This window comes from Zhihengliuella halotolerans (assembly GCF_004217565.1).
Lineage (GTDB): Bacteria > Actinomycetota > Actinomycetes > Actinomycetales > Micrococcaceae > Zhihengliuella > Zhihengliuella halotolerans.
Genome location: NZ_SHLA01000001.1, coordinates 2692846 through 2713519, shown reverse-complemented (window position 1 = coordinate 2713519; position 20674 = coordinate 2692846). Strand labels below are relative to the sequence as shown.

The 20674-nt window shown below is 67.1% G+C and carries 19 protein-coding genes; 9 read left to right on the top strand and 10 right to left on the bottom strand.

All coding sequences use genetic code 11. From position 1 onward, the window contains the following. Window positions 1-174: 174 nt before the first annotated feature. From EV380_RS12355 to EV380_RS12335, 5 genes are all read left to right on the top strand, one after another. On the top strand, window positions 175-4749 hold the full coding sequence (locus EV380_RS12355) for an endo-alpha-N-acetylgalactosaminidase family protein (protein WP_130451401.1): 4575 nt from the start codon (window positions 175-177) through the stop codon (window positions 4747-4749). 327 nt (window positions 4750-5076) lie between these two features. Further along, a complete protein-coding gene (locus EV380_RS12350) occupies window positions 5077-6387 on the top strand; it encodes an ABC transporter substrate-binding protein (RefSeq protein WP_130451400.1) in 1311 nt (436 codons plus the stop codon). A 129-nt stretch (window positions 6388-6516) separates the two neighbouring features. Continuing rightward, a complete protein-coding gene (locus tag EV380_RS12345; RefSeq protein WP_165391954.1) occupies window positions 6517-7347 on the top strand; it encodes a carbohydrate ABC transporter permease in 831 nt (276 codons plus the stop codon). An 8-nt stretch (window positions 7348-7355) separates the two neighbouring features. Beyond that, window positions 7356-8258, top strand: coding sequence for a carbohydrate ABC transporter permease (locus EV380_RS12340; protein WP_130451398.1), 903 nt, complete (start codon window positions 7356-7358; stop codon window positions 8256-8258). 63 nt (window positions 8259-8321) lie between these two features. Beyond that, the gene (locus EV380_RS12335) at window positions 8322-10175 is read left to right on the top strand and encodes a glycoside hydrolase family 35 protein (RefSeq protein ID WP_130451397.1); all 1854 of its coding nucleotides are present in this window, start codon (window positions 8322-8324) and stop codon (window positions 10173-10175) included. 83 nt (window positions 10176-10258) lie between these two features. On the opposite strand, the gene EV380_RS12330 is transcribed toward EV380_RS12335, so the two are convergent. From EV380_RS12330 to EV380_RS12310, 5 genes are all read right to left on the bottom strand, one after another. Continuing rightward, window positions 10259-11071: an HAD-IIA family hydrolase gene (locus tag EV380_RS12330; protein ID WP_130451396.1), complete on the bottom strand. Its 813-nt coding sequence runs from the start codon at window positions 11069-11071 to the stop codon at window positions 10259-10261. A gap of 49 nt (window positions 11072-11120) precedes the next feature. Continuing rightward, window positions 11121-11969, bottom strand: coding sequence for a fumarylacetoacetate hydrolase family protein (locus EV380_RS12325; RefSeq protein ID WP_130451395.1), 849 nt, complete (start codon window positions 11967-11969; stop codon window positions 11121-11123). Between the two features lie 60 nt (window positions 11970-12029). Continuing rightward, window positions 12030-12695: a DUF805 domain-containing protein gene (locus EV380_RS12320; protein ID WP_130451394.1), complete on the bottom strand. Its 666-nt coding sequence runs from the start codon at window positions 12693-12695 to the stop codon at window positions 12030-12032. A 61-nt stretch (window positions 12696-12756) separates the two neighbouring features. After that, entirely contained in the window at window positions 12757-13215 is a 459-nt protein-coding gene (locus EV380_RS12315) for a DUF805 domain-containing protein (RefSeq protein ID WP_130451393.1), read from the bottom strand. 10 nt (window positions 13216-13225) lie between these two features. Next, window positions 13226-13870 carry a DUF805 domain-containing protein gene (locus EV380_RS12310; RefSeq protein WP_242607607.1) on the bottom strand — a complete coding sequence of 215 codons (645 nt, stop codon included), beginning with the start codon at window positions 13868-13870 and terminating at the stop codon, window positions 13226-13228. A gap of 170 nt (window positions 13871-14040) precedes the next feature. On the opposite strand from EV380_RS12310, the gene EV380_RS12305 reads away from it, so the two are divergent. The 4 genes from EV380_RS12305 (at window position 14041) to EV380_RS12290 (ending at window position 17641) form a co-directional block, all read left to right on the top strand. Continuing rightward, entirely contained in the window at window positions 14041-14670 is a 630-nt protein-coding gene (locus EV380_RS12305; RefSeq protein ID WP_130451391.1) for a TetR family transcriptional regulator, read from the top strand. Next, window positions 14667-16205: an MDR family MFS transporter gene (locus EV380_RS12300; RefSeq protein ID WP_130451390.1), complete on the top strand. Its 1539-nt coding sequence runs from the start codon at window positions 14667-14669 to the stop codon at window positions 16203-16205. Before EV380_RS12305 ends, EV380_RS12300 begins: the two co-directional genes overlap by 4 nt. Window positions 16206-16236: 31 nt before the next feature. Next, a complete protein-coding gene (locus EV380_RS12295; RefSeq protein ID WP_130451389.1) occupies window positions 16237-16641 on the top strand; it encodes a hypothetical protein in 405 nt (134 codons plus the stop codon). A 70-nt stretch (window positions 16642-16711) separates the two neighbouring features. Then, window positions 16712-17641, top strand: coding sequence for a F510_1955 family glycosylhydrolase (locus tag EV380_RS12290; RefSeq protein ID WP_130451388.1), 930 nt, complete (start codon window positions 16712-16714; stop codon window positions 17639-17641). Window positions 17642-17650: 9 nt separating this feature from the next. Here the strand turns inward: EV380_RS12290 and EV380_RS12285 are convergent, their stop codons facing one another. From EV380_RS12285 to EV380_RS12265, 5 genes are all read right to left on the bottom strand, one after another. Continuing rightward, window positions 17651-17839, bottom strand: coding sequence for a hypothetical protein (locus tag EV380_RS12285; RefSeq protein WP_130451387.1), 189 nt, complete (start codon window positions 17837-17839; stop codon window positions 17651-17653). Further along, window positions 17839-18264 carry a hypothetical protein gene (locus tag EV380_RS12280; RefSeq protein ID WP_130451386.1) on the bottom strand — a complete coding sequence of 142 codons (426 nt, stop codon included), beginning with the start codon at window positions 18262-18264 and terminating at the stop codon, window positions 17839-17841. The genes EV380_RS12285 and EV380_RS12280 overlap by 1 nt, the downstream gene beginning before the upstream one ends. Before the next feature lie 10 nt (window positions 18265-18274). Beyond that, window positions 18275-18817 (bottom strand): RNA polymerase sigma factor, encoded by a 543-nt coding sequence (locus EV380_RS12275; RefSeq protein ID WP_130451385.1) that lies wholly within the window; start codon window positions 18815-18817, stop codon window positions 18275-18277. Between the two features lie 147 nt (window positions 18818-18964). After that, window positions 18965-19759 carry a carbon-nitrogen hydrolase family protein gene (locus tag EV380_RS12270; RefSeq protein WP_130451384.1) on the bottom strand — a complete coding sequence of 265 codons (795 nt, stop codon included), beginning with the start codon at window positions 19757-19759 and terminating at the stop codon, window positions 18965-18967. After that, a complete protein-coding gene (locus tag EV380_RS12265) occupies window positions 19756-20670 on the bottom strand; it encodes a LysR family transcriptional regulator (RefSeq protein ID WP_130451383.1) in 915 nt (304 codons plus the stop codon). Before EV380_RS12265 ends, EV380_RS12270 begins: the two co-directional genes overlap by 4 nt. Window positions 20671-20674: the final 4 nt, after the last annotated feature.

Here is a 20674-nt window from a genome sequence, read left to right as displayed (position 1 = left end):
GCGTGTTTTCCATATCAAAGTTATTGCCTCACACCCCTTGTAATGTGCCTCACATTGCGGAACTATCGCTCATGTTATCCATAGCATCGCGGACCTGACCCGGCCGCGTCCGCATTCTGGCTGCGCTGCCATATGGATGCCACGTGCCTGCGGGCACCAACATGAGGAGAGAGAATGAGAAGTTCACCGCACCCCTTCAGGAGAAATCTGGGGTTGGCTACGATCGGGGTCCTTGCGGCCTCAGTCGTCGCCCCCGCCATGGCGTCGACAGCCGTCGCCGCCCCCCTGGAAGCGGCCACGGAAGTCATCGCATCTGAGCAACTTTCCGTGACGGTTTCCACCGCGTTCCCCCAAGTTGTTAGCTATCAGGACGTGGCGTCATCGGCAGTTCTCGACGGCAAAGCCAAACCGTTGACGGAAATGCTCGTGAACGGCGAAACGCACGACGTCGAGGTGACCGCGACAACGCAGGGTTCCGCTGTCGACTACCAGATCGCCTTCCCCGGCATCCCGGGGGCCCTCATCGATGCGCGTTTGAGCGTCGCGGGGAACATCGTGACCTTCGAGGTGACGGCGATCAAAGACGGAACGGAGACGCAGATCCGGTCCCTGCAAATTCCCGGACACGATCTGGTGTCCGTCGCATCCGACGACGCGGGAGCAGAAGTCTCCACGGCGAAGCTCTCGGTAGACCGCAACGCCACGGGTGACACGTTCGAACCGATCACCGAGCAAACACAGCTCGATGCCGCCCCCAAGAGCTCGGCCTTCGCCCTGGCGAATACGGACCAGCTGGCGGCAGCGCTCGAATCGAATGCACTGTACGACACCTCGTCCGGGCCCGGCTATCGAGATCAAGGCCGCTTCTGGCGGCAGGCGGTTGCAGACGGGGACCAGGTGCGCATGGGCCTCTCCAGTGGCCAGTGGCTCTACCGGGCCGATGAGTCGACAGAGACGGAGGAGCTCCCGTGGACCAAGGTCGCGATCACCGCAGACGCCAACGCTGATGGCGAGGTGGACTGGCAGGATGGCGCGGTGGCCTTCCGCGACATCGCGGTCATGCCGAACAAGGGTGACGACGTCAAAGAGAAGGTTGTCCAGCGCATCCCCTTCAACTTCGCCTCGCAGGCCACGCACCCGTTCCTGCGAACCCTCGATGACACCAAACGCATCGCCCTCGGGACTGATGGGCTGGGGCAGAGCGTCCTCCTCAAGGGCTTCGGCAATGAAGGCCACGACTCTGCGAATACCGACTTCGCGGACAACTACAACACGCGAGCCGGTGGGCTCGAGGACCTAAACAAGCTGCTCGAGGCGGGTGAAGAGTGGAACGCGTCCTTCGGCGTGCACATCAACCAGACTGAGGCGTACCCGGAGTCGCTTTTCTTCGATACGGAGCAGTGGAGTCCCGCGTCCAAGGGTTGGAACTGGCTCGACCAGTCCTACATCATCGACCAGCGTTCGGACATCCTCAGCGGGACGCTTGCGGAACGCGTCGCCACGTTCCGCGAGCAGACGCACCCCAACCTGGACATGGTCTACGTCGACGTGTACTACCAGTTCGGATGGTTGGCGGACCGCCTGCAGAAGGAGCTGATCGCCAACGACTTCCGGGTTGCTTCGGAGTGGTCCTACTCGCTGGCACGCCACAACACATGGTCGCACTGGGCTACTGATGAGACCTACGGAGGTGCCACCAACAAGGGCATCAACTCCGACATCATGCGGTTCGCTCTGAACTCGCAGAAGGACACGTGGAACCCCCACCCGTTGCTGGGCAACGCGAACATCGCTGAATGGGAAGGATGGCGGGGCGAGAACAGCTACGACGAGTTCTACCGCAACATTTGGACCCGGAACCTGCCCACCAAGTTCATCCAGCACCACGAGATCCTCGAGTGGGACGATGAGCGCATCGCCCTGACAGACGACGTCGTCGTGACCGGCACGTCTACTGAGGACCGCGTGATCAGCGTGGGAGGGGTGGATGTCCTCACGGGCGGCACCTATCTCCTGCCCTGGGCGAACGAGGGTGAGGCGGCGAAGCTTTACCACTACAACCCCGAGGGTGGCACAACCACGTGGACCCTGCCGGAAAGCTTTGACCCTGAGGGCACGTACACGGTCAGCAAGCTGACCGACCAAGGGCGGACTGACGCCGTCGACGTTGTCGCCAGCGCAGGCGAGATTTCCCTGGATGCCCAGGCGCACCAGCCCTACGTCCTCACTTCCGTGGCGGACGTTCCGGCTGACGAAGGCGACCAGACGGACAAGAAGAACAAGGGCAAGGGCAAGGGCAACGGTCAAGACCGGGCCAAGTCCACCGGCCTGGCGTTCAGCCAGGGTCTGAAAAACGGTCAGGGGCAGGGGCTCGAACGTGCCCTGTCCCGGATGGAGGTTCGAGGCAAGGGTGCTGAAGGGGGCGGTTCGGAGTCTGAGCCCGCCGTCGTGTCCTCGGTGCTGCCGGAGAACGCTGACTTCGGCGAAGGGACGCCCGTCGAGGATCCGGGATTCAACAGCGGCAGCCTGGACCCCTGGGCACCCGAAGGCGAGGTGACGATCGAGCGCAACGATCTGGGCCATACCTTCGCGCAATTCGGCGAGGGGCCCGGCAGCTTGACCCAGTCGCTGGGCATGTTGGAGGAAGGTACTCATTCTGTGAGCGCTTGGGTAGAAGTCGAGCCCGGCCGGGAGCGCGACCTCACGCTCTCCGTCAGTGGCGCTGGTGACCAGCCAGTGGCCAACACTGTCAGCAGTTCGGGAGCGGCAAACTATGTCGCGGCCGACGAGAAGAACGGCATGCACTTCCAGCGCGTCCGTGTTCTGGTTGACTCGGATGGCTCAACGCAGCCGGTCCTGACGCTCGCGGTGGGCGAGGGGGATGCCCCCGTGCGTGTGGATGATATCCGTGTGGTCGCAACAGAGCGCGTGGCCAGCGAAGGGGTCCTGTCAGAGGACTTCGAGAATGTCGACCAGGGCTGGGGCCCTTTCATCAAGGGGAACGCGGGTGGAAGCACCGATCCGCGCACGCACCTGTCTGAACTGAACGCGCCCTACACGCAGGCAGGCTGGAACGGCAAGCTGGTCGATGACGTCATCGACGGCGACTGGTCGCTCAAGGCCCACGAGGAGAACCGTGCTCCTGGCGGCGGCCCCGGGTTGGTGTATCGCACCAGCAACTACACGCTGCCGATGACCCCTGGTCACGAGTACAGGATCAGCTTCGACTACCAGAACTCACACGACGATCAGTACCGGTGGGTCGGAGGCTACGATTCCGCGAGCGGACCCGTGCAGACGGACTCCAAGGAGTTGCCGCAAGCCCGTTCCACGGAGCGATTCGAACAGACCCTGGTCGCCGGTAGTTGCGGCGAAGCCTGGGTTGGACTCGAGCGCAGCGGTCGGAGTGGCGGTGCGGATTTCATTCTCGACAACCTTCTGGTCGAGGATCTGGGAGCTTCGGATGAGGTGCCCGCGTGTGCGCAGTTCGATGTAACCACCTCGCTCGACTCCCTGGTGCAGGGGGAGGAGAACCAGTTCACCACGACGTTCACGTCCGACGAGCCCGAGACCATCAGCGATCTCGCCGTCGAGCTCACTCTGCCGGAGGGGTGGACTGCCACAGCAGAGACGCCCGCTACGGCGGCTGCCTTGGCGCCGGGGGAAACGCTGACCACGACGTGGCAGGTGGTCCCGCCACTTGAGGCCGACGGCGACTACACGGTGGGAGCGTCAGCTTCGTACCAGAGTGCTACGGACCCGGCTGGGCTGCGAACGATCGATTCGGAACTGGGGATCTATACGCTGCCCAAGCCTCCTGTCGCTCCGGTCTACGCGAGCGATCACCAGTGGGTGAGCGCGGAGAACGGGTGGGGCCCGGTCGAGCGGGACATGGCCAACGGCGGTCGCGACGCGGCTGACGGTCCTGTGCTGACCCTCGGCGGTGTGACGTACGAGAAGGGGCTTGGTGCCCACGCGTCGAGCAACATCGAGTACTACACCGGCGGCAACTGCAGCCGCTTCACCGCGATGGTCGGTGTCGACGATTCGCAGGGTTCGGCGGGCACGGTGGTCTTCAGCGTGCTCGCCGATGGCGAGGAGCTGATCAAGACCCCGCTGTTGGGCAACTCGGACGACCCGGTGGCCATCGATGTCGACATCAGTGGGGCACAGAACGTGAACCTGCTGGTGGGGGCCGGGCCCGACGGAAACGGCAACGACCACGCGGACTGGGCTGATGCACGGTTCGACTGCGCTCCGGACGGTGCCACCGAGCCGCCGAGCGACCCCGTGGCACCGGCCGGCACGGCCTTCGCAAGCGACCTCGAGTTTCTCAGCGAAAGCAATGGTTGGGGGCCCGTGGAGCGGGACCAGTCCAACGGTGAAAAGGAGCGAAACGACGGCGGCGAGTTGAGCATCCGGGGCGAGACCTTCGCCAAGGGGCTGGGCACGCATGCCGATTCCTCGGTCGAGTTCTTCACCGGCGGTCAGTGTGCGCGTTTCACTGCGTCCGTGGGGATTGATGATTCGCGGGTGGCCAAGAAGAACGGCTCCGTGATCTTCACGGTCGTGGGGGACGGTCAGACGCTGGCCGAGACGCCGTTGTTGACCTGGGAGTCTGCCGTTCATGACCTCACGGTGGACATCGCTGGCGTGGAACAGGTGACGCTGGCGGCGGACGTCAATGGCGACGACGGCGGTGACGATCACGCGAACTGGGGTGATGCCACCTTCGAGTGCGAGGAATGATTCGCCAGTAGCCAGAGCCTGCCGCGCTGAGTGATCGGCGCGGCAGGGAGCCGGGGGTGTCCCTGGTGAACAGCCTCTGTGCCCGGGCCCCGCTGACCGCGGAGCCCGGGCCCAGAGGCTTCGCTCGTGCCCGTTGCCCGTTGCCCGTTGCCGTGGCCGTGGCCGTATGCCTTCGGGACACCCCTTGATGGCATGGATAACATCAAGGAACCATGTTCGCGGCGGTCAAGCTCTTGACGTGACTTGAATCATAGGGGAGGATCTCTTATGTGATCCATAACATAGGGAGTGGATCCCAGATCACGAACATCGGATGATGGAGGAATCATGGCGAATTCGCAGCAGAAGAGGGCAGGTGCCGCCGTCGTGCTGGCGACGGCTCTGGCACTGACCGCATGTGGCGGCGAAACGGAAGCAGGGGGCGATCCTCAGGATCCCGAGTCGTTCTCCGGGCAGACGTTGACCTACTGGTCCTTCTACCAGGAGCAGGAGCCGCAGGCCCAGGCGATCGCGGGCGCAATCGACGAATTCGAAGCAGCAACTGGTGCAACCGTCGACGTCGAATGGCAGGGCCGGCAGATGACGCAGAAGCTTGCCCCAGCGCTTCGCTCCAACGCACCCGACGTGGTTGAAGCCCCCCTGGACAATCTGGCACCACTTCTCGGAGACGGCCAGGCTGAGGACTTGGCCGGCGTCTTCGAGATGGCCAGCATCAACGAAGAAGCTCCGCTGACGGATGCCGGTCTCGATAAGTACATGGACCTGGTCAAAACCGGTGACGGCACCACGTTCATGGTTCCCTACTCGGTGCTCGGATTCGGTCTCTGGTACGACGCCAAGACGCATCCCGATCTAGCTGACAACGCGCCGCAGAACCTCGACGACCTGGCTGCCCTGGTCGCTGACGCCGGAGATGGGGCGTTGGCGCTGGATGCGGATGTCGGCTTCTACACGATGCTCTGGGTCGAGAGCGTCCTCATGCGCGAGCTGGGTCCCGAACGGCTCCGTGAAGTCATCGAGGACGAGACCGGCGAGGCCTGGGACGATGACGATGTCCTGGCTGCCACGGAGCGAGTCGGCGAAGTCTTCCCCACGGAGGCGTTCGCTGAAGGAACCTTCGGCAGCAAGTTCCCCGCTGTGCAAGAGGGGTGGGCCACGGGCGGAGCGGACTTCCTGCTCAACGGATCGTGGATTCCGCAGGAGACGCAGAATACCGCCGGTGAGGACTTCGAATTCGCCTCCCTCGAGATCCCGGAAGGGGCCTTTGGCGAGGCGAATGCGCAGATCGGCCTGACCGGTTACTCCGTTCCCAAGAGCGCTGACAACAAGGAACTCGCGAAGGCGTTCATTCGATTCGTGCTGGAACAGCCCCACCAGGAGGCATACGCGACCGAGGGACGCGCCATGTCCACGCGCACCGACGTCACGGTTCCCGACGAGCTGGCCGGCATCGAAGCATCCATCGCTGCGGCGGAACCCGTGCTGCTCCTGGACGGCGTAAATGTGGACTACTCCGGCATTGTCGACGAGGTCATGGCCGCACCGATGCGCGACCTGCTCTCGGGCAAGGTCGACGCTGAGGGATTCGCAGCTGCGATCGGAGCTGCACAAGCGAACTATTGGAAAGCACAAGGCTAAATGAGTTCTTTGGCTACTCGAACCGCTGGGCGGGTTGCGCCACCCGCCCAGCGGGTGTCGCGGAAAAACGTCTCACCCGTCGAGGCACGGCGACGTAAGATCTTTTGGCCCTTCCTGGCTCCGGCCCTGTTGGTCTACGCCGTGCTGTTCCTCGGGCCCGCAATCGCCTCGGTCGTCATTTCGTTCACACGCTGGGATGGCATCGGCACCGCCGAGCCGGTCGGAATCGACAATTATCTGACCCTCATGGGTGACACCGTCTTCCATACCGCGTTCAAGAACACGATGGTCGTTCTGCTGGGCGGAGGCATCGCGGTCTTCGTTCTGGCCTTTGGCTTGACGATGGTGCTGCGGGAAATGCGGGGACGGAAATTCGTCCGCAGCGTCGTGTTCTTCCCGACCATCATCTCCCCGGTGGTCCTGGCCATCCTGTGGGGGTTCATCTTCCAGGCCAACGGACTGATGGACACCGGACTGGACCAGATCGGCATCGCGAACAGCCCGAACTGGTTGGGGGACCACCTTTTCCTGATCATCGTGATCGGACTGGTCTGGACGCACCTCGGTCTCTACGTCACGATCCTGATGGCTGCGGTCGACCAGATCCCGCGCTACCTCTATGAGGAGTGTGCGCTGGCCGGGGCCACCGCGTGGCAGCGATTCCGCTACGTCACACTGCCACTGACCTGGGATGTCGTCTCGGCTGCTGCGGTCCTCTGGACCATCGGCTCGTTGAAGATCTTCGAGTTTATCTACGCCTTCGGCGGGACGACCGCGGACATGCCGCCGACATCAGTCTGGAATAGCGCTTTGTTCATCTACGGGAACACCTTCGGCGGACGGACTCCTTCCTTCAGCTTCGGCTATGCCTCTGCTGCCGCTGTTGTGACCGTTATCGCCGTCATGGCCTTCGTGGTTCTCCTACGCCGCGCCACCCGACGCGATCCGATCGAATTCTGAGGTAGATCATGGTTACTACTGCCCTTCCGGGAAAGCCTCCGGCTAAACCCGAACGAACCCGTGGCACCAAAGCCCAGATCGGCGCGACGGGACCCGTCCGCGGGATCGGCATTGTTGCCGTGTGGGTGCTGGTCGTCTTCAACCTCGGCGTTTTCGCATGGGTCCTGCTGACCTCCCTCCGGGAACACCGCGATATATTCGCCACCCCGTGGGGACTCCCCGTCATCCCGGCGTGGGAAAACTTCCGTACCGCGCTGCTGGAAGGCGAGTTCGGCATCGCCGCGCTCAATACCGCCGTCATGACGATCGGCGGATCGGTGACCCTCGTCGTGCTCTGCGCCCCGGCCGCTTTCGTTCTCGCCCGAAGCACACGGAAGATCTCCGGGACGATGATGGCCACCTTTGCCGTGGGTATCGGGCTGCCTGTTCAGGTCATCATCATCCCGCTCTTCGTTCTGCTCGAGAAGTTTGCACTGGTGGATACGCTGTTCGGTCTTTACCTGGCCCTGGTCGGGGCAGGTATTCCTTTCACCGTTATTCTGCTGGCCGGATTCATGCGCAGTCTGCCCGTCGAACTGGAAGAAGCTGCAGCGCTCGACGGCTGCTCGGCCTTGCGCAGCTTCTGGCAGATCATGCTGCCGCTGGCCCGTTCAGGAATCATCACCGTGTTGATTCTCAACGCCATCAGTATCTGGAACGAGACTTTCCTGGCTCTTGTCCTGATTCAGGACACCGAGAAGCAGGTCCTGCCGGTGGCGCTGCTGAACTTCATCGCACGCCAGCAGTTCAACGGCTCCGATTACGGCGGTCTCTTCGCGGGTGTGGTGGTTCTGGTTCTCCCGATGGTGCTTCTCTACCTCTGGCTCGGCAGCCGAATCATCGAAGGCATGACCCTGGGCGCTAGCAAATAACTGACAAAGAAACCGTCCGGCGCGGGACGCTCTGGCTCCCTGCGCCCGTCTCCGAGGAGTCAAATGACTATCCACGACGCTGGTCTTCGGCCAGGTCCCGCCGACGAAACAACACCACCGGGCCCTGCGTTGACGTTCCAGGCCGGCGCGTTCCTTCGCAACGGCCAGCCGCACCGGATCATTGCCGGTTCGATCCACTACTTCCGTGTTCACCCCACGCAATGGGCGGACCGGCTCGCTCGGCTCGTCGCCCTCGGGGTGAACACGGTCGACACGTACGTGGCCTGGAATTTCCACGAGCGCACAAGGGGCCAGCGCGACTTCTCTGCGTGGCGGGATCTCGGACAGTTCATCGACCTCGCCCAGGAGGCGGGACTCGATGTGATCGTGCGACCAGGCCCCTACATCTGCGCTGAGTGGGACAACGGCGGTCTACCCAGCTGGGTGACCCGAGGGCGGCCGTCGGCGGCGCGCTGCGCTCATCCTGACTTCCTGAGCGCTGTCGCAGACTGGTTCGACGCGCTCTTGCCGTTGATCGTCGAACGCCAGGCGTCCCACGGGGGCCCGGTGGTGGCGGTCCAGATCGAGAACGAATACGGAAGTTTCGGGGACGACCGTCAGTACATGGAGTGGATCCGCCAGGCCCTTCGGGAGCGTGGTGTCACGGAATTCATGTACACGGCGGACGGGCCGACACCGCTGATGCTCGACGGAGGGATGTTGGAGGGCACCTTCGCAGCGGCGACCTTCGGATCACGCGCGGCCACAGCGAGTCGGCTTTTCCGCGAGCGACGCCCTGACGAGCCCTTCTTCTGTGCGGAGTTCTGGAACGGCTGGTTCGATCATTGGGGGGAGGGGCACCATACGCGGGACGCTGCTGATGCAGCAGCCAGCGTGGGTGAGATCCTCGATCTCGGCGGCTCCGTCAGCTTGTACATGGCGCACGGCGGGACGAACTTCGGCCTGACTTCCGGCGCCAACCATGACGGAACGCATTTTCAGCCGACGGTCACGAGCTACGACTCCGATGCCCCCATTTCCGAATCCGGCGGCCTGACGCAGAAGTTCTGGCAGCTGCGGGATCAGTTCCAACGTTTCACGGGCACGTGTGAGATCGAATCCCTCACCACCCAGCCACGCACTGTGGAGCCGCTGACTGCGACGCTGACCCGCACGCGGGGACTGCTGGAAACGCTGCGCAACTGTGGCGAGCCGGTCCGCTCGCCGACGCCGCTCACCTTCGAGGACGTGGAATTGGATGCGGGACTGCTGCTGTACCGGGCGCGCCCCGTTCTGCCGTCTGGGGAGGTCCCGGTGACTCTCGTGGGGCTGAGGGATCGCGCCCACGTCTTCGTCGATGGCGTCCTGCGGGGCATCGTCTCGCGGAACGACGACGCCCAGTCGGTGACGCTCACTGGCGCCGGGGAAGAAGTCCTCTTGGAGATCGTCGTCGAGAACCAGGGGCGCATCAACTACGGGCACCTGCTGGGGGAAGGCAAAGGACTGGACGCTGTCCTGGTGGAGCGTCGGCTGGTCTTCCAATGGGACCACATCGCGGTGCCGCTGGACCGCTTCACTCCGGCTGATCTCGGCTTGGCCGGGTGGGATGCAAACGAACCTGACCACAGTGAGGGGGCGGTGGCCGCTGCGACTTTCGAGGTGGCTGAACCCCTCGACGCGTTCCTGGCCCTGCCTGACTCCGGCAAGGGGTTCGTGTGGGTCAATGACTTCCTGCTCGGGCGCTACTGGGAGCGTGGACCGCAGGAGACGTTGTACATCCCCGCCGCTTTGTTCAGGGCGGGGGAGAATACCGTAACGATTCTCGATCTGGAGCGGCTGGGTGACCGCGTCGAGCTGCGCGCCGAGCCACGACTCGGACCGCCGCAGGAGCACATCGAAACTTTCGATCAGCAGTAGGTCCGGGCCCGTGACGGTCGCCGAGAGCACTGAGGGCGGGTGTCCATTGCCGCGCGTCGCGGAACACCCGCCCTCAGTGTCGTTTAGTGGCCGAGTTCGGCGCCGAGCTCCCTGACCGAGGGGTAGGAGAGGTCAGGGCGGAAGGGGAATGCCGCGACCTCGTCCTCGCTCGTGATGCCCGTGTGCACCAGCACGGTGAGTAGTCCGGCTTCCATCCCCGCGACGATGTCCGTGTCCATGCGGTCGCCGATCATCGCCGTCGTCTCCGAGTGGGCGTCGATCCGGTTCAGGGCCGAGCGGAACATCATCGGGTTCGGTTTGCCGACGATGTACGGGTCCCGCTTCGTCGCCGCCGTGATGAGCGCTGCCACCGCCCCGGTGGCGGGCAGGAGGCCCTCCTTTGAGGGGCCGGTCGCGTCCGGGTTGGTGCAGATGAAGCTCGCCCCGTCCTCGATGAGCCGGATCGCGCGCGTGATCGCCTCGAAGGAGTAGGTCCGGGTCTCGCCGAGCACCACGTAGTCGGGTTCGCGGTCGGTCATGATGAAGCCGGCGTCGTGCAGTGCCGTCGTCAGGCCGGCCTCACCGATCACGTAAGCGCGACCGCCCGGGCGCTGGCGGCGCAGGAACTCGGCGGTTGCGAGTGCGGACGTCCAGATGCTCTCCTCCGGGACGTCCAGTCCGGACGCCAGCAGGCGGGCGCGCAGGTCCCGTGGCGTGTAGATCGAGTTGTTGGTGAGCACCAGAAACCGCTGTCCGTTGCTGCGCCAGCCGTCGATGAGTTCGGCGGCGCCGGGGATGGCCTGGTTCTCATGCACCAGGACCCCGTCCATGTCGGTCAGCCAGGTTTCGATGTCGGCGACGGTGCGCTCGGTCCAACTGGGGGTCTTCGCGGTCATGTGGGTTCCTCTCACTAGCGAAGGGTGGGGCTGGGGGTCTCGGGGCGGGTCAGGCGAAGACCGTGCGTTGGGTGCCGAGGCCTTCGATCTCGGTCTCGAGCACGTCGCCGGGTTGCAGCCACGGGCGCCGTCCCGTCTTCGGGTCCTTGCGGCCCAGTGCGACGCCGGCCGGCGTGCCCGTGAGGATCAGGTCGCCCGGGCACAGGGTCACCATGGTCGAACAGTAGGCGACGAGGGCCTGGGGGGTGAAGATCAGATCACCCGTCGAGTCCTGCTGGACCACGTCGCCGTTCACGCGGGTCTCGATCCGCGCTCCAGGGACGAACTCGTCGGCGGTCACGAGGTAGGGGCCCACAGGGGTCGAGGCCTCCCAGCACTTGCCTTGCGTCCATTCGGAGGTGCGGCCCTGCCAGCCGCGCATCGAGACGTCGTTGGCGACCGCGTAGCCGGCGATGGCGGCCGGCGCCTCGGCTTCGGTGATGCGCCGGCCGCCCGCGCCGACGATGACGGCGAGCTCGCCTTCCCAGTCGATCCGGTGTTCCTCGGGCGGAATCTCGACCGTGTCGTTCGCGCCGCAGAGCGAGTCGGCGAACTTGGTGAAGATCGTCGGGTGAGTCGGAAGCTCGATCCCGGTCTCGGCCGCGTGGTTGCGGTAGTTCAGTCCGATGCAGAAGATCTTGGACGGGCGCGGGATCAGGGGAGCGAAGTCGACGTCGGCGACGGGCACACCCGATGCGCCGCCGGCTACCGTCAGGGCCTCGGCGCGGTCCGATGCGGGCGCGGCGAGGAAGGCGCCGACGTCGTCGTAGCCGGCGAGCTCGAGGGCGCGGTCGTCCTCGACCAGGGCGGCATACGTGCGGCCCGGCTGGCCGTTTCGGCGCAGAGTGGCAAGTCTCATGGCACCATCACAGCACAGTCCGGGCCGCGCCGTCGTGTTCGCGGCGGCGCAGCAGGAGGCCTAGCGCTGCTCACCGCCCGGCTGGATGTCCGGATCGCGCGGCGCGTCGGCGTCGGCCGCCTCGGCAGGCGCAGCGGTGGGTTCCGCGGCCTGAGGTGGGGCGGGAGCGGCTTCGGCTTGAGGCGCCTCGGGGGCCGGGGCGGGTGCTGCGGCCGGTGCCGCGTCGGCCGCTGGCGTAGCGGGAGCCGTCGGCGGTGCCTGCGGTGCCGGCTGCTGCGGAGCCTGCTGGTACGGGTTGCCCGGCACCGGGTTCGTCGGCGCGGCGTCGGCGTCGTACTGGGCGCCCTCCGGCTTGGACTCGAGGGCCGCCAGCACCAGCAGAGCGATCTGGCCGAGGAGCGGCACGAGGCCTACGAGGGCGAGGAAGCCGGAGAAGCCCGCGTCGTGCAGGCGGCGGACGATGACCGCCACGGAGGGGACGATGGTCGCGAGGGCGACAAGCGTCGACAGGACCGTCCCGAGCACCGGGATCCAGTTCAGCACGATGTGCACCGCAGTCAGCGCGAGGGCCACCCACCAGAATTCGGAGCGGCTGGCGCGGCCGGTGAAGACAACGTAGTTCTGCACGAAGCGGTCCAGCGCTTGCATGAAGGTGGCGCCGTAGAGCGGCTTGTCCATGGGCGGTTCGGCGGCGGGATTCTGGACGAGGCGAAGATTTTCAAACATGTCGTGCCTTTCCGTGAGCTTGGCCAGCGGAATCCTGTCCCGCCGGCCGCGGTGCGGGATGTTACCGCTGGGGGTCCGGCGGGTTGTCGAAGAAGTTGACGGGGGCATCACCCGGTTCGCCGATGTCGTGTTTGGCGCCCGACGCGCGGGACGGCAACAGGGCGAGAACCAGCACGGCCGCCGTGCCGAATCCGGGGACGACGTTGAGCATCAGCAGCCAGGCGGACAGGCCCGCGTCGTGCAGGCGGCGGGCGCCGAGCGCAACGGTCGGGATGATCAGGGCCAGCGCGTACAGCGTCGAGATCAGGCCGCCGACGCCGGGCACCCAGGAGAGGACCGTGCCCACGAGGAAGACGATGAGGGCGACCCACCAGAATTCGGAGCGGCTGGCGCGGCCGGTGAAGACGAAGAAGTTCTGCAGAAAGCGGTCGAGGGCCTGCGGGATCGTGGCGTCATGGAGCGGCCGGTTCAGCGGCGGCTCAGTCGAGGGGTCCTGGACCAGGCGGAAGTTCTCGAACATGACGGGCTCCCTATCTCTCGCGTGGGGGACTCTGGGTGGGGCCTGCGGGCGGGGTCGACGGCGGTGCGGTCCAGCCGCCGGCGTAGCCGCCTTGGTAGCCGGCGGCGGCCGGGTAGGCGGGGACCAGGAAGGGGGAGTTGGGCGCGGGCGGGTAACCGTAGGGCGGGTCGTCGAACCGGGCCCCCTCGGCGACGGAGGGCAGGATCGTGAAGACCAGGACGACGATGCTTCCGCCGGGCACGAAGTTGATCAGGTACCACCAGCCGGAGAAGCCGGCGTCGTGCAGGCGGCGCACGGTGACGGCGATGTTCGGGACGAGGATCGCGAGGCCGAAGGCGGCCAGGATCGCGTAGAAGACGGCCGCGATGCCGAAGAGTCCCATCCCGGCGGTTTCCATGACGGCCGGATCGTCGAGCGCGCCGAAGTCCGTGGAGGCCGCGACGGCGCCGATGGCAATGAACATCAGGACGGCCACGGCCGTCGACACGATGGTCATCGCGAGGTAGACCCACCAGAATTCGCTGCGGCTCGCGCGCCCGGTGAAGACCGCGTACTTCGTGAAGAAGCGCTTGACGGCCTGCAACATCGTCGCGCCGTACAGCGGTTGCTCACGCGGCGGCTCGACGGCCGAAGGGTACGAGACGTATCCGCTCATGTCCATCCCCCAGGATCGTCGAGAATCTTCCTTGTCCTCAATGATACGCCGGGCTCCCTAGCGCGGCCATGGGGGAAACCCCACGTTCAACCCTGATTTGACGCCTCTGTGTCCAGGGTCACCGAAGTTTGCACTTGTGCAAATTTGCATGAGTGCATAAATTATTAGTTATGCAAGGCAATCAATCCGAACTTTCGCAGCGCGAGCGCAATCGCGTGGAGACCTGGAACGCGGTCCACGAGGCGGCGTCCTCCATCGCGCTCGACGACGGTCTCGCCGCCGCAACGATCGACGCCATCGCCGCGCGGGCCGGCGTTTCCCGGCGCACGTTCTTCAACTACTTCCCGACCAAGGAGGACGCGGTCCTCGGGACGCAGCCACCCGTCGTCGGGGAGGGGGACATCGAGCGGTTCCGCGCCTCGGGCGAGGACCTCCTGACCCGCACAGTCGAACTGCTGGCCGCGGTCCTGACTACGAGCTTCGTCAGCGGCAGCATGGCCCGGCGCCGCGTCGTCGTCGCGGCCCGCCCCGAGCTGCGCGAGCGCGTCATGCAGCACGTCTCCGACGCCGAGCGGCTCGTGACCGAGGTGCTGCACGAGCGGATCGCCGAGGGTGTTCCGAGTGCGGAGATCGACGCCCTGCCCGACGCCGAACGGTCCCCGCGTGCCCTGATCATGCTGGCCGGCGTCATCACCAAGTTCGCCTTCACCGCCTACCAGGACGCGGGTCGCGGCGACCTCGAACCGCACCTGGCCGACTCCATCTCCACGTTCCGAAAGGTCGTCGACGCAACCCGATGAGCACTCCACCCGATAACAAGACGGCGGCGCCAGCGCCGCGCGAACCCCGGCAGCACCTCGGGATGATCTTCGGTGCGCTCATCGTCTCGATGCTGCTCGCCTCCCTGAACCAGACAGTCCTCTCGACGGCGCTGCCCACGATGGTCGGCGAGCTCAACGGCGTCGAGCACATGGCCTGGGTCATCACCGCGTACATTCTGGCCTCCACCGTGATGATGCCCGTCTACGGCAAGCTCGGCGACATGTTCGGGCGCAAGTTCCTGCTCGTCGGGGCGATATCCGTGTTCGTGGCCGGCTCCATCGTCGGCGCGCTCGCGGCCGACATGGACCTGCTCATCGCCGCCCGTGCGATCCAGGGCATCGGTGGCGGCGGCCTCATCATCCTCTCGCAGGCGATCATCGCCGACGTCGTCCCCGCCCGCGAGCGCGGCAAGTACATGGGCGTGATGGGCGGAGTCTTCGCCGTCTCCTCCGTCGCGGGCCCGCTGCTCGGCGGCTGGCTGACCGAGGGGCCGGGGTGGCGCTGGGCGTTCTGGATGAACGTCCCGCTCGGCGCGCTGGCCATCGTCGCCGCTGCGCTGCTGATCCACCTGCCCAAGCCGTCGAGTGAGGGCCGCGGCCGCATCGACTACCTCGGCATGGGGCTGCTGGCCGCGACGACGAGCGCGATCGTGCTCGTCGCGACGTGGGGTGGCAACACCTTCCCGTGGGACGGCCCGGTGATCCTCACCCTCGGGGCGGCGGCCGTCGTCGGCGCGGTGCTGTTCGTGTGGGTCGAATCCCGCGCGGCCGAGCCCGTCCTGCCGCTGAAGCTGTTCAAGAACCGCAACTTCAACCTCACCACGGTGGCCGGCCTCGCCGTCGGCGTCATGATGTTCGGCGCCCTGGGCTACATGCCCACCTACCTGCAGATGGTTACCGGATTCGGGCCGACCGAGGCCGGCCTGCTGATGATCCCCATGATGGGCTGCATGCTCGCGACGTCGATCACCATGGGCCGCCGGGTCACCGCGACGGGACGCTACAAGCGCATCATGCTCGCCGGCACGCTCATCCTCGGCGCCGGCCTCGCCGGCCTGTCGACGATCCACGCCGACACGGCCGTCTACCTGATCTGCGTGTACCTGGGCGTCATGGGCGTCGGCCTCGGCGCGACGATGCAGAACCTGACCCTGGTCGCGCAGAACTCCTTCCCGCTGCGCTTCGTGGGCACCGCGACGGCGTCGTCGAACTACTTCCGTCAGGTCGGCGCGACGCTCGGCGCGGCGGTTGTCGGCTCCCTCTTCGCCAGCCGCCTGACGAGCGAGCTGACCAGCACGCTCCCGGCCGACGCGGCCGCGGCCGGCGCCTCGGGGAACTCGCTGACGCCCGCGCTCGTCGCGAGCCTGCCGGAGCCGCTGCACACGCTCATCATCGAGGCCTACAACCACGCGCTCATCCCGCTGTACCTGTGGATCGCGCCGCTGGCGATCGTGGCGTTCGTGCTGCTGTGCTTCGTCGAGGAGAAGGAGCTCGCCACCAAGCTCGAGCGGTAGGATCGACCCGACACCGCGAGGGGAGGCCTTCATGCCGCACGTCCGGCGCCGCCGGCGCCTGCTGACGCTGGCCTGCCTCCTGGCCGCGGTGCTCGTCGCGTGTTTCTCGCACGCGCTCTCCGCAGGTGGTGCTCCGTCAGAGGCCCCGCGCGCCCTCGCCGTCTCGCAGCACGACGGCGCCGCCCACCCGCCGCTCGCCGCCCCGGCGACCGCGGGGGAGGCCGGGTGCGGGCACGGGTGCTCCTCGGAGGCCTCGGCCGGCGCCCTGATGTGCGCGATGGCGGCTACGGCCGCGATCGGCGCGATCGCCCTGGCCCGGCCGTCGCGATCCCTGTTGCCAAGGCTGCGCGTCCAGGCACCGCCGCGCACGTGGTGGCCGACGCCAGCCGTACCGCGGCCGCCGTCGTTGGCCGTCCTCTGCATCAGCCGGACGTAGACCGGAAGCCCGCCGCCCGCGACGCGGGCGGTAGAGCACTCCCACACCGGATCTACGACAAGGAACACCTGTGAAAACCCCATTCTCCGCTGCCCGCGCTCTGGCGCCGGCCGCACTGCTCGCCGTCCTGCTGTCCGCCTGCTCGCCCACGGGGGACCCGATCCCGCCGGTCAGCGAATCTGCGCCAAAGGCCAGCGCGCCGGCCGGAACGGGCGACGTTGACTCCGACGATGCCGACGAGCGCGGCCCGGCCGATTTCGGGCACATCCACGGCCTGCACGCCGACGGAGACGACCTGCTCATCGCGAGCCATCACGGACTCTTCGTCTCCGGGATCGACGGGGTCGGCGCCGACGGGCTCATGCCCGACGGCAACGGCCCCGAGCCCAGGGGCCCGCTCATCGACCTGATGGGCTTTGCTGCCGGGGGCGACGCGCTTTACGCGTCCGGCCACCCGGGTGCGGGCACGGACCTGCCGGACCCGGTCGGCCTGCTGCGCTCGGACGACGACGGCGCCACGTGGGAGCCGCTCTCGCGCACCGGACAGTCCGACTTCCACGCCCTGACCGCGGCCGCCGACGCGGTGGTGGGCTTCGACGGCGCGCTCGTACGCAGCGAGGACGGGCAGGAGTGGGAGGAAATCGCGGGCCCGGACGCGTTCGCGCTCGCCGGCCACCCCGACGGCGACACTGTTCTGGCCACCACTCAGGAGGGCCTGTGGCGCTCCGCGGACGCCGGGAAGACGTGGGCCGAACCGTCCGGCGGCCCACTGTTGCAGTACATCGCGTTCGGCGACGCGGACACGGCCGTCGGGATCGCCCCGGACGGCGTCATCCACGTCAGCGAGGACGCCGGGATGAGCTGGAAGGCCGCCGGAAACGCCGGGGAGGAACCCGGCGCGATCGCCGCCGCGGTGCGCGAGGGCGACCTGCACGTGTGGGCGGCGGTGGGCACCGCCGTCGTGCACTCGAACGACGGCGGCGCCACCTTCAACGGCTGAGGTTCCGTCTCAGCGCGGCCTGCCGTGCTCCGCGACGATCCGTTGCGCGAGCCGGCGGGCCGCGTCCAGCTGCTCGCCGGAGAGCGACGGCGGCGGTGGTTGCTGCCGGGCCGCCGTCGTCTCCGGGTGGTTCGGGACCGCCGGCATGGCACGGGCGTCCCTGCGACTCTCCTGCCAGGGTTGGTCCGGATGGCTCATCAAAAGTCCGGCGTGATCGGTTCGCCGACTTGACGGGAGAGAATCGCGCGGCAGGCCCGGGCGTCTTCGCCGATCTCGACGTTCACGGACCCGGGGTAGGTGAAGTGCACGGCCGGTACGTCGGCCGGCGCTTCGGGGTCCGAGCTTCCCCAGAGTGGGTCCCAACCAAGTGCTTTCATGCACTCTGCGAACTGCTCCACGTACTGGGGCTTGGTAATGAACTCGGCCGTCACTTGGTCGGCTTCCCGGTCGAAGCCGGTGGCCACCGAAACCCCGCCCAGGGACAGAGCGGCCACCGCGGCCGCTGACAGGGAGGCGCGCTTGAGGTTCCTGCGGCGGCTGATGCGGCGGAGCAGGGTCGTCCGGACGGGGCGGAGCTCTTCGTCGATCTGCGGATTCGCGGGTGGGCCGTAATTGATGGGCATGGCGAACTCCTTACAGGTTGGCGGTCTTGGCGGCGCGCAGCTTGCCGCGCGCTCGTTGGATGCGTTTGCGGGCGGCCGACGGGCTGATGCCCAGCGCGGACGCGGCCTCGTCGTAGCTCAGCCCCTCGATCAGGCAGAGGTCGCACAGCCTGCGTTCGGTATCCGGCAGGGCGGCGATCTCCTCGCGGACCCAGGCGAGCTCCTCGACCGCCTGTTCCTGCTCGACGCGGCGGTGCCAGGCGTGCGTCCCCGGTTTCGGTTCGGTCAGCTCCCCGGCGGGTGAGCGTCGTCGTGCCCGGTTGTGGTTGTAGGCGGTATTCCGGCAGCAGACGAGCAGCCAGGGGAGTACCGAGTGTCCGGCCAGACGGATCTCCTTGCGCCGGCGCCAGAGCACCAGGAAGGTCTCCTGGACGATGTCCGCCACCTCGTCGCGCGATTCGGCGAGCCCCCAGGAGTACCGGTAGACGGCGCCCGAGTGCCGGTCGAAGAGCTCGGCGAACGCCGCCTCGCTCCCTCGGACCATTCGCCTGAAGGCCTCCTCGTCGGAAGTCATGGCCGCTTCCTTTTCTCGTGTCGTCACTGAACACCTCCACCTGCTTAGTGTCCCGAGTGCAGGAGTTGTGACAGAGCCGCCCGAGATTTCCTCGAAGCGGCCTCTTCTCGCCGCCCGAAGATTGCGGCCGATCGGCCGCGCCCGAGCTCAGCCGAGGCGGGCGTTGGCCAGCACCGGGATGGCGGCGCGGGCCGCTTCGACCTGTGCGGCGTCGACGTCCACGATGAGCAGGCCCTCGGCGCCGTCGAGCCGCTCGATGACCTCGCCTTTGGGGTCGATCGCCGCGGAGCGGCCGATGCCCAGGGGCGTCGCGTCCGAGACGACGATGCCGCGCGACGCCGGATCCGCCTGCCCGCAGGCCAGCACGTAGGAGGTGCTGTCGAGCGCGCGGGCCGTGGTCAGCAGGTCCCACTGGCGGGCCTTGCCGGGACCGTCGCCCCACGAAGCGCACACGATCTGCACCTGCGCCCCGGCGCGCGCGTTGGCGCTGAAGAGCGCGGGGAAACGCACGTCGTAGCACGTGGCGAGGCCGAACGTCAGGCCGCCGTACGCGAACGTCGTGGGCGTCTCGCCGGGGGCGACGGCGTCGGATTCCCTGAAGCCGAACGCGTCGAAAAGGTGGATCTTGTCGTAGGACGCTTCGAGGCCGTTGCCGGTGGCGAGGAGCGTGTTCCGGATCCGCTGCCCGTCGCCGGGAGTGAACATACCGACGACGACGGCGATGCCGACCTCGCGGGCGATCTCGCGCACGCGCTCGGCCCAGGGGCCGTCGAGGGGTTCGGCGACCGCGTTCAGGTTGTTGTCGAAGGCCGTCATCACAGCTTCGGGGAAGATCACGAGCTCTGCGCCGGCGGCTTGGGCCTCGCGGGCGCGTTCGGCGACGATCTCGAGGTTCTCGGTCGGGCTGGACGAGCTGAGGATCTGGGCGAGGGCGATTTTCATGGTGTTCCTCCTGATGGGGCAGGGTCCGGCAGCGTCGTTCGTGAGATGTCCACGACGGCGGCCAGCGCGGCGCTACGGTCTCCGCGCCGCCAGATCATCCGCACCTCGACCGGATCCGGCTCCGGTGCGAGGGGGCGGAACACGACGCCGGGCGCCGGCGTGTGCTCGCGGACGCTCGAGAGCGTGAGCGAGACACCCATCCGGGCGCCGACGAGGACCATGATGGTCCACGAGTCGGGTGCGGTCTGCAGGTTCTTCGGCGCGAACCCGGAGTTGAGCGCGAGCGTGTGCATCCGGTTGGTCAGGGTCCCGCGAGCCCCGCCGGGTAGGACGACCCACGATTCGTCGGCGAGGTCCTCGGCCCGGACGGCCGGCTCGGCGGCGAGCCGGTGGCCCTCCGGCAGGGCGACGAGCAGCCGCTCCGTCGCGACGAGCCGAGAGTCGATCGCCGGTGGCAGGTGGTCCCAGCGGCCCAGCACGACGTCGAGCTCGCCGGCCAGCACCCGTTCGAGCCCGACGTGGGAGAACTGGGCGCTGTGCAGTTCGAGGTCGATCCCCGGCCTCCGGGCGCGCACGTCGCGGGCGAGGTCGCCGACCAGGTCGTTCACGGAACCGCCCGCGAACCCGAGCGTGACCCGGCCTGTGGTCCCGTCGAGGCTCTCGCGCACGACGGCGGCCATCGATTCCGAGAGCCGGACGAGTTCGCGCGCGGGCTCGACGAGGGCCGCGCCCTGCGCGGTCAGGGCGACGTGGCGGGTGCTGCGCTCGAAAAGCTCAGCACCCAGGTCGGTCTCCAAGCGGCGGATCAGCCGGCTCAACGGGGGCTGCGCCATGTGCAGTGCCGCGGCGGCGTGGCCGAAGTGCAGGTGCTCGGCGACCGCGAGGAAGGCCCGCGCCTGATGGACCTCCACGGGC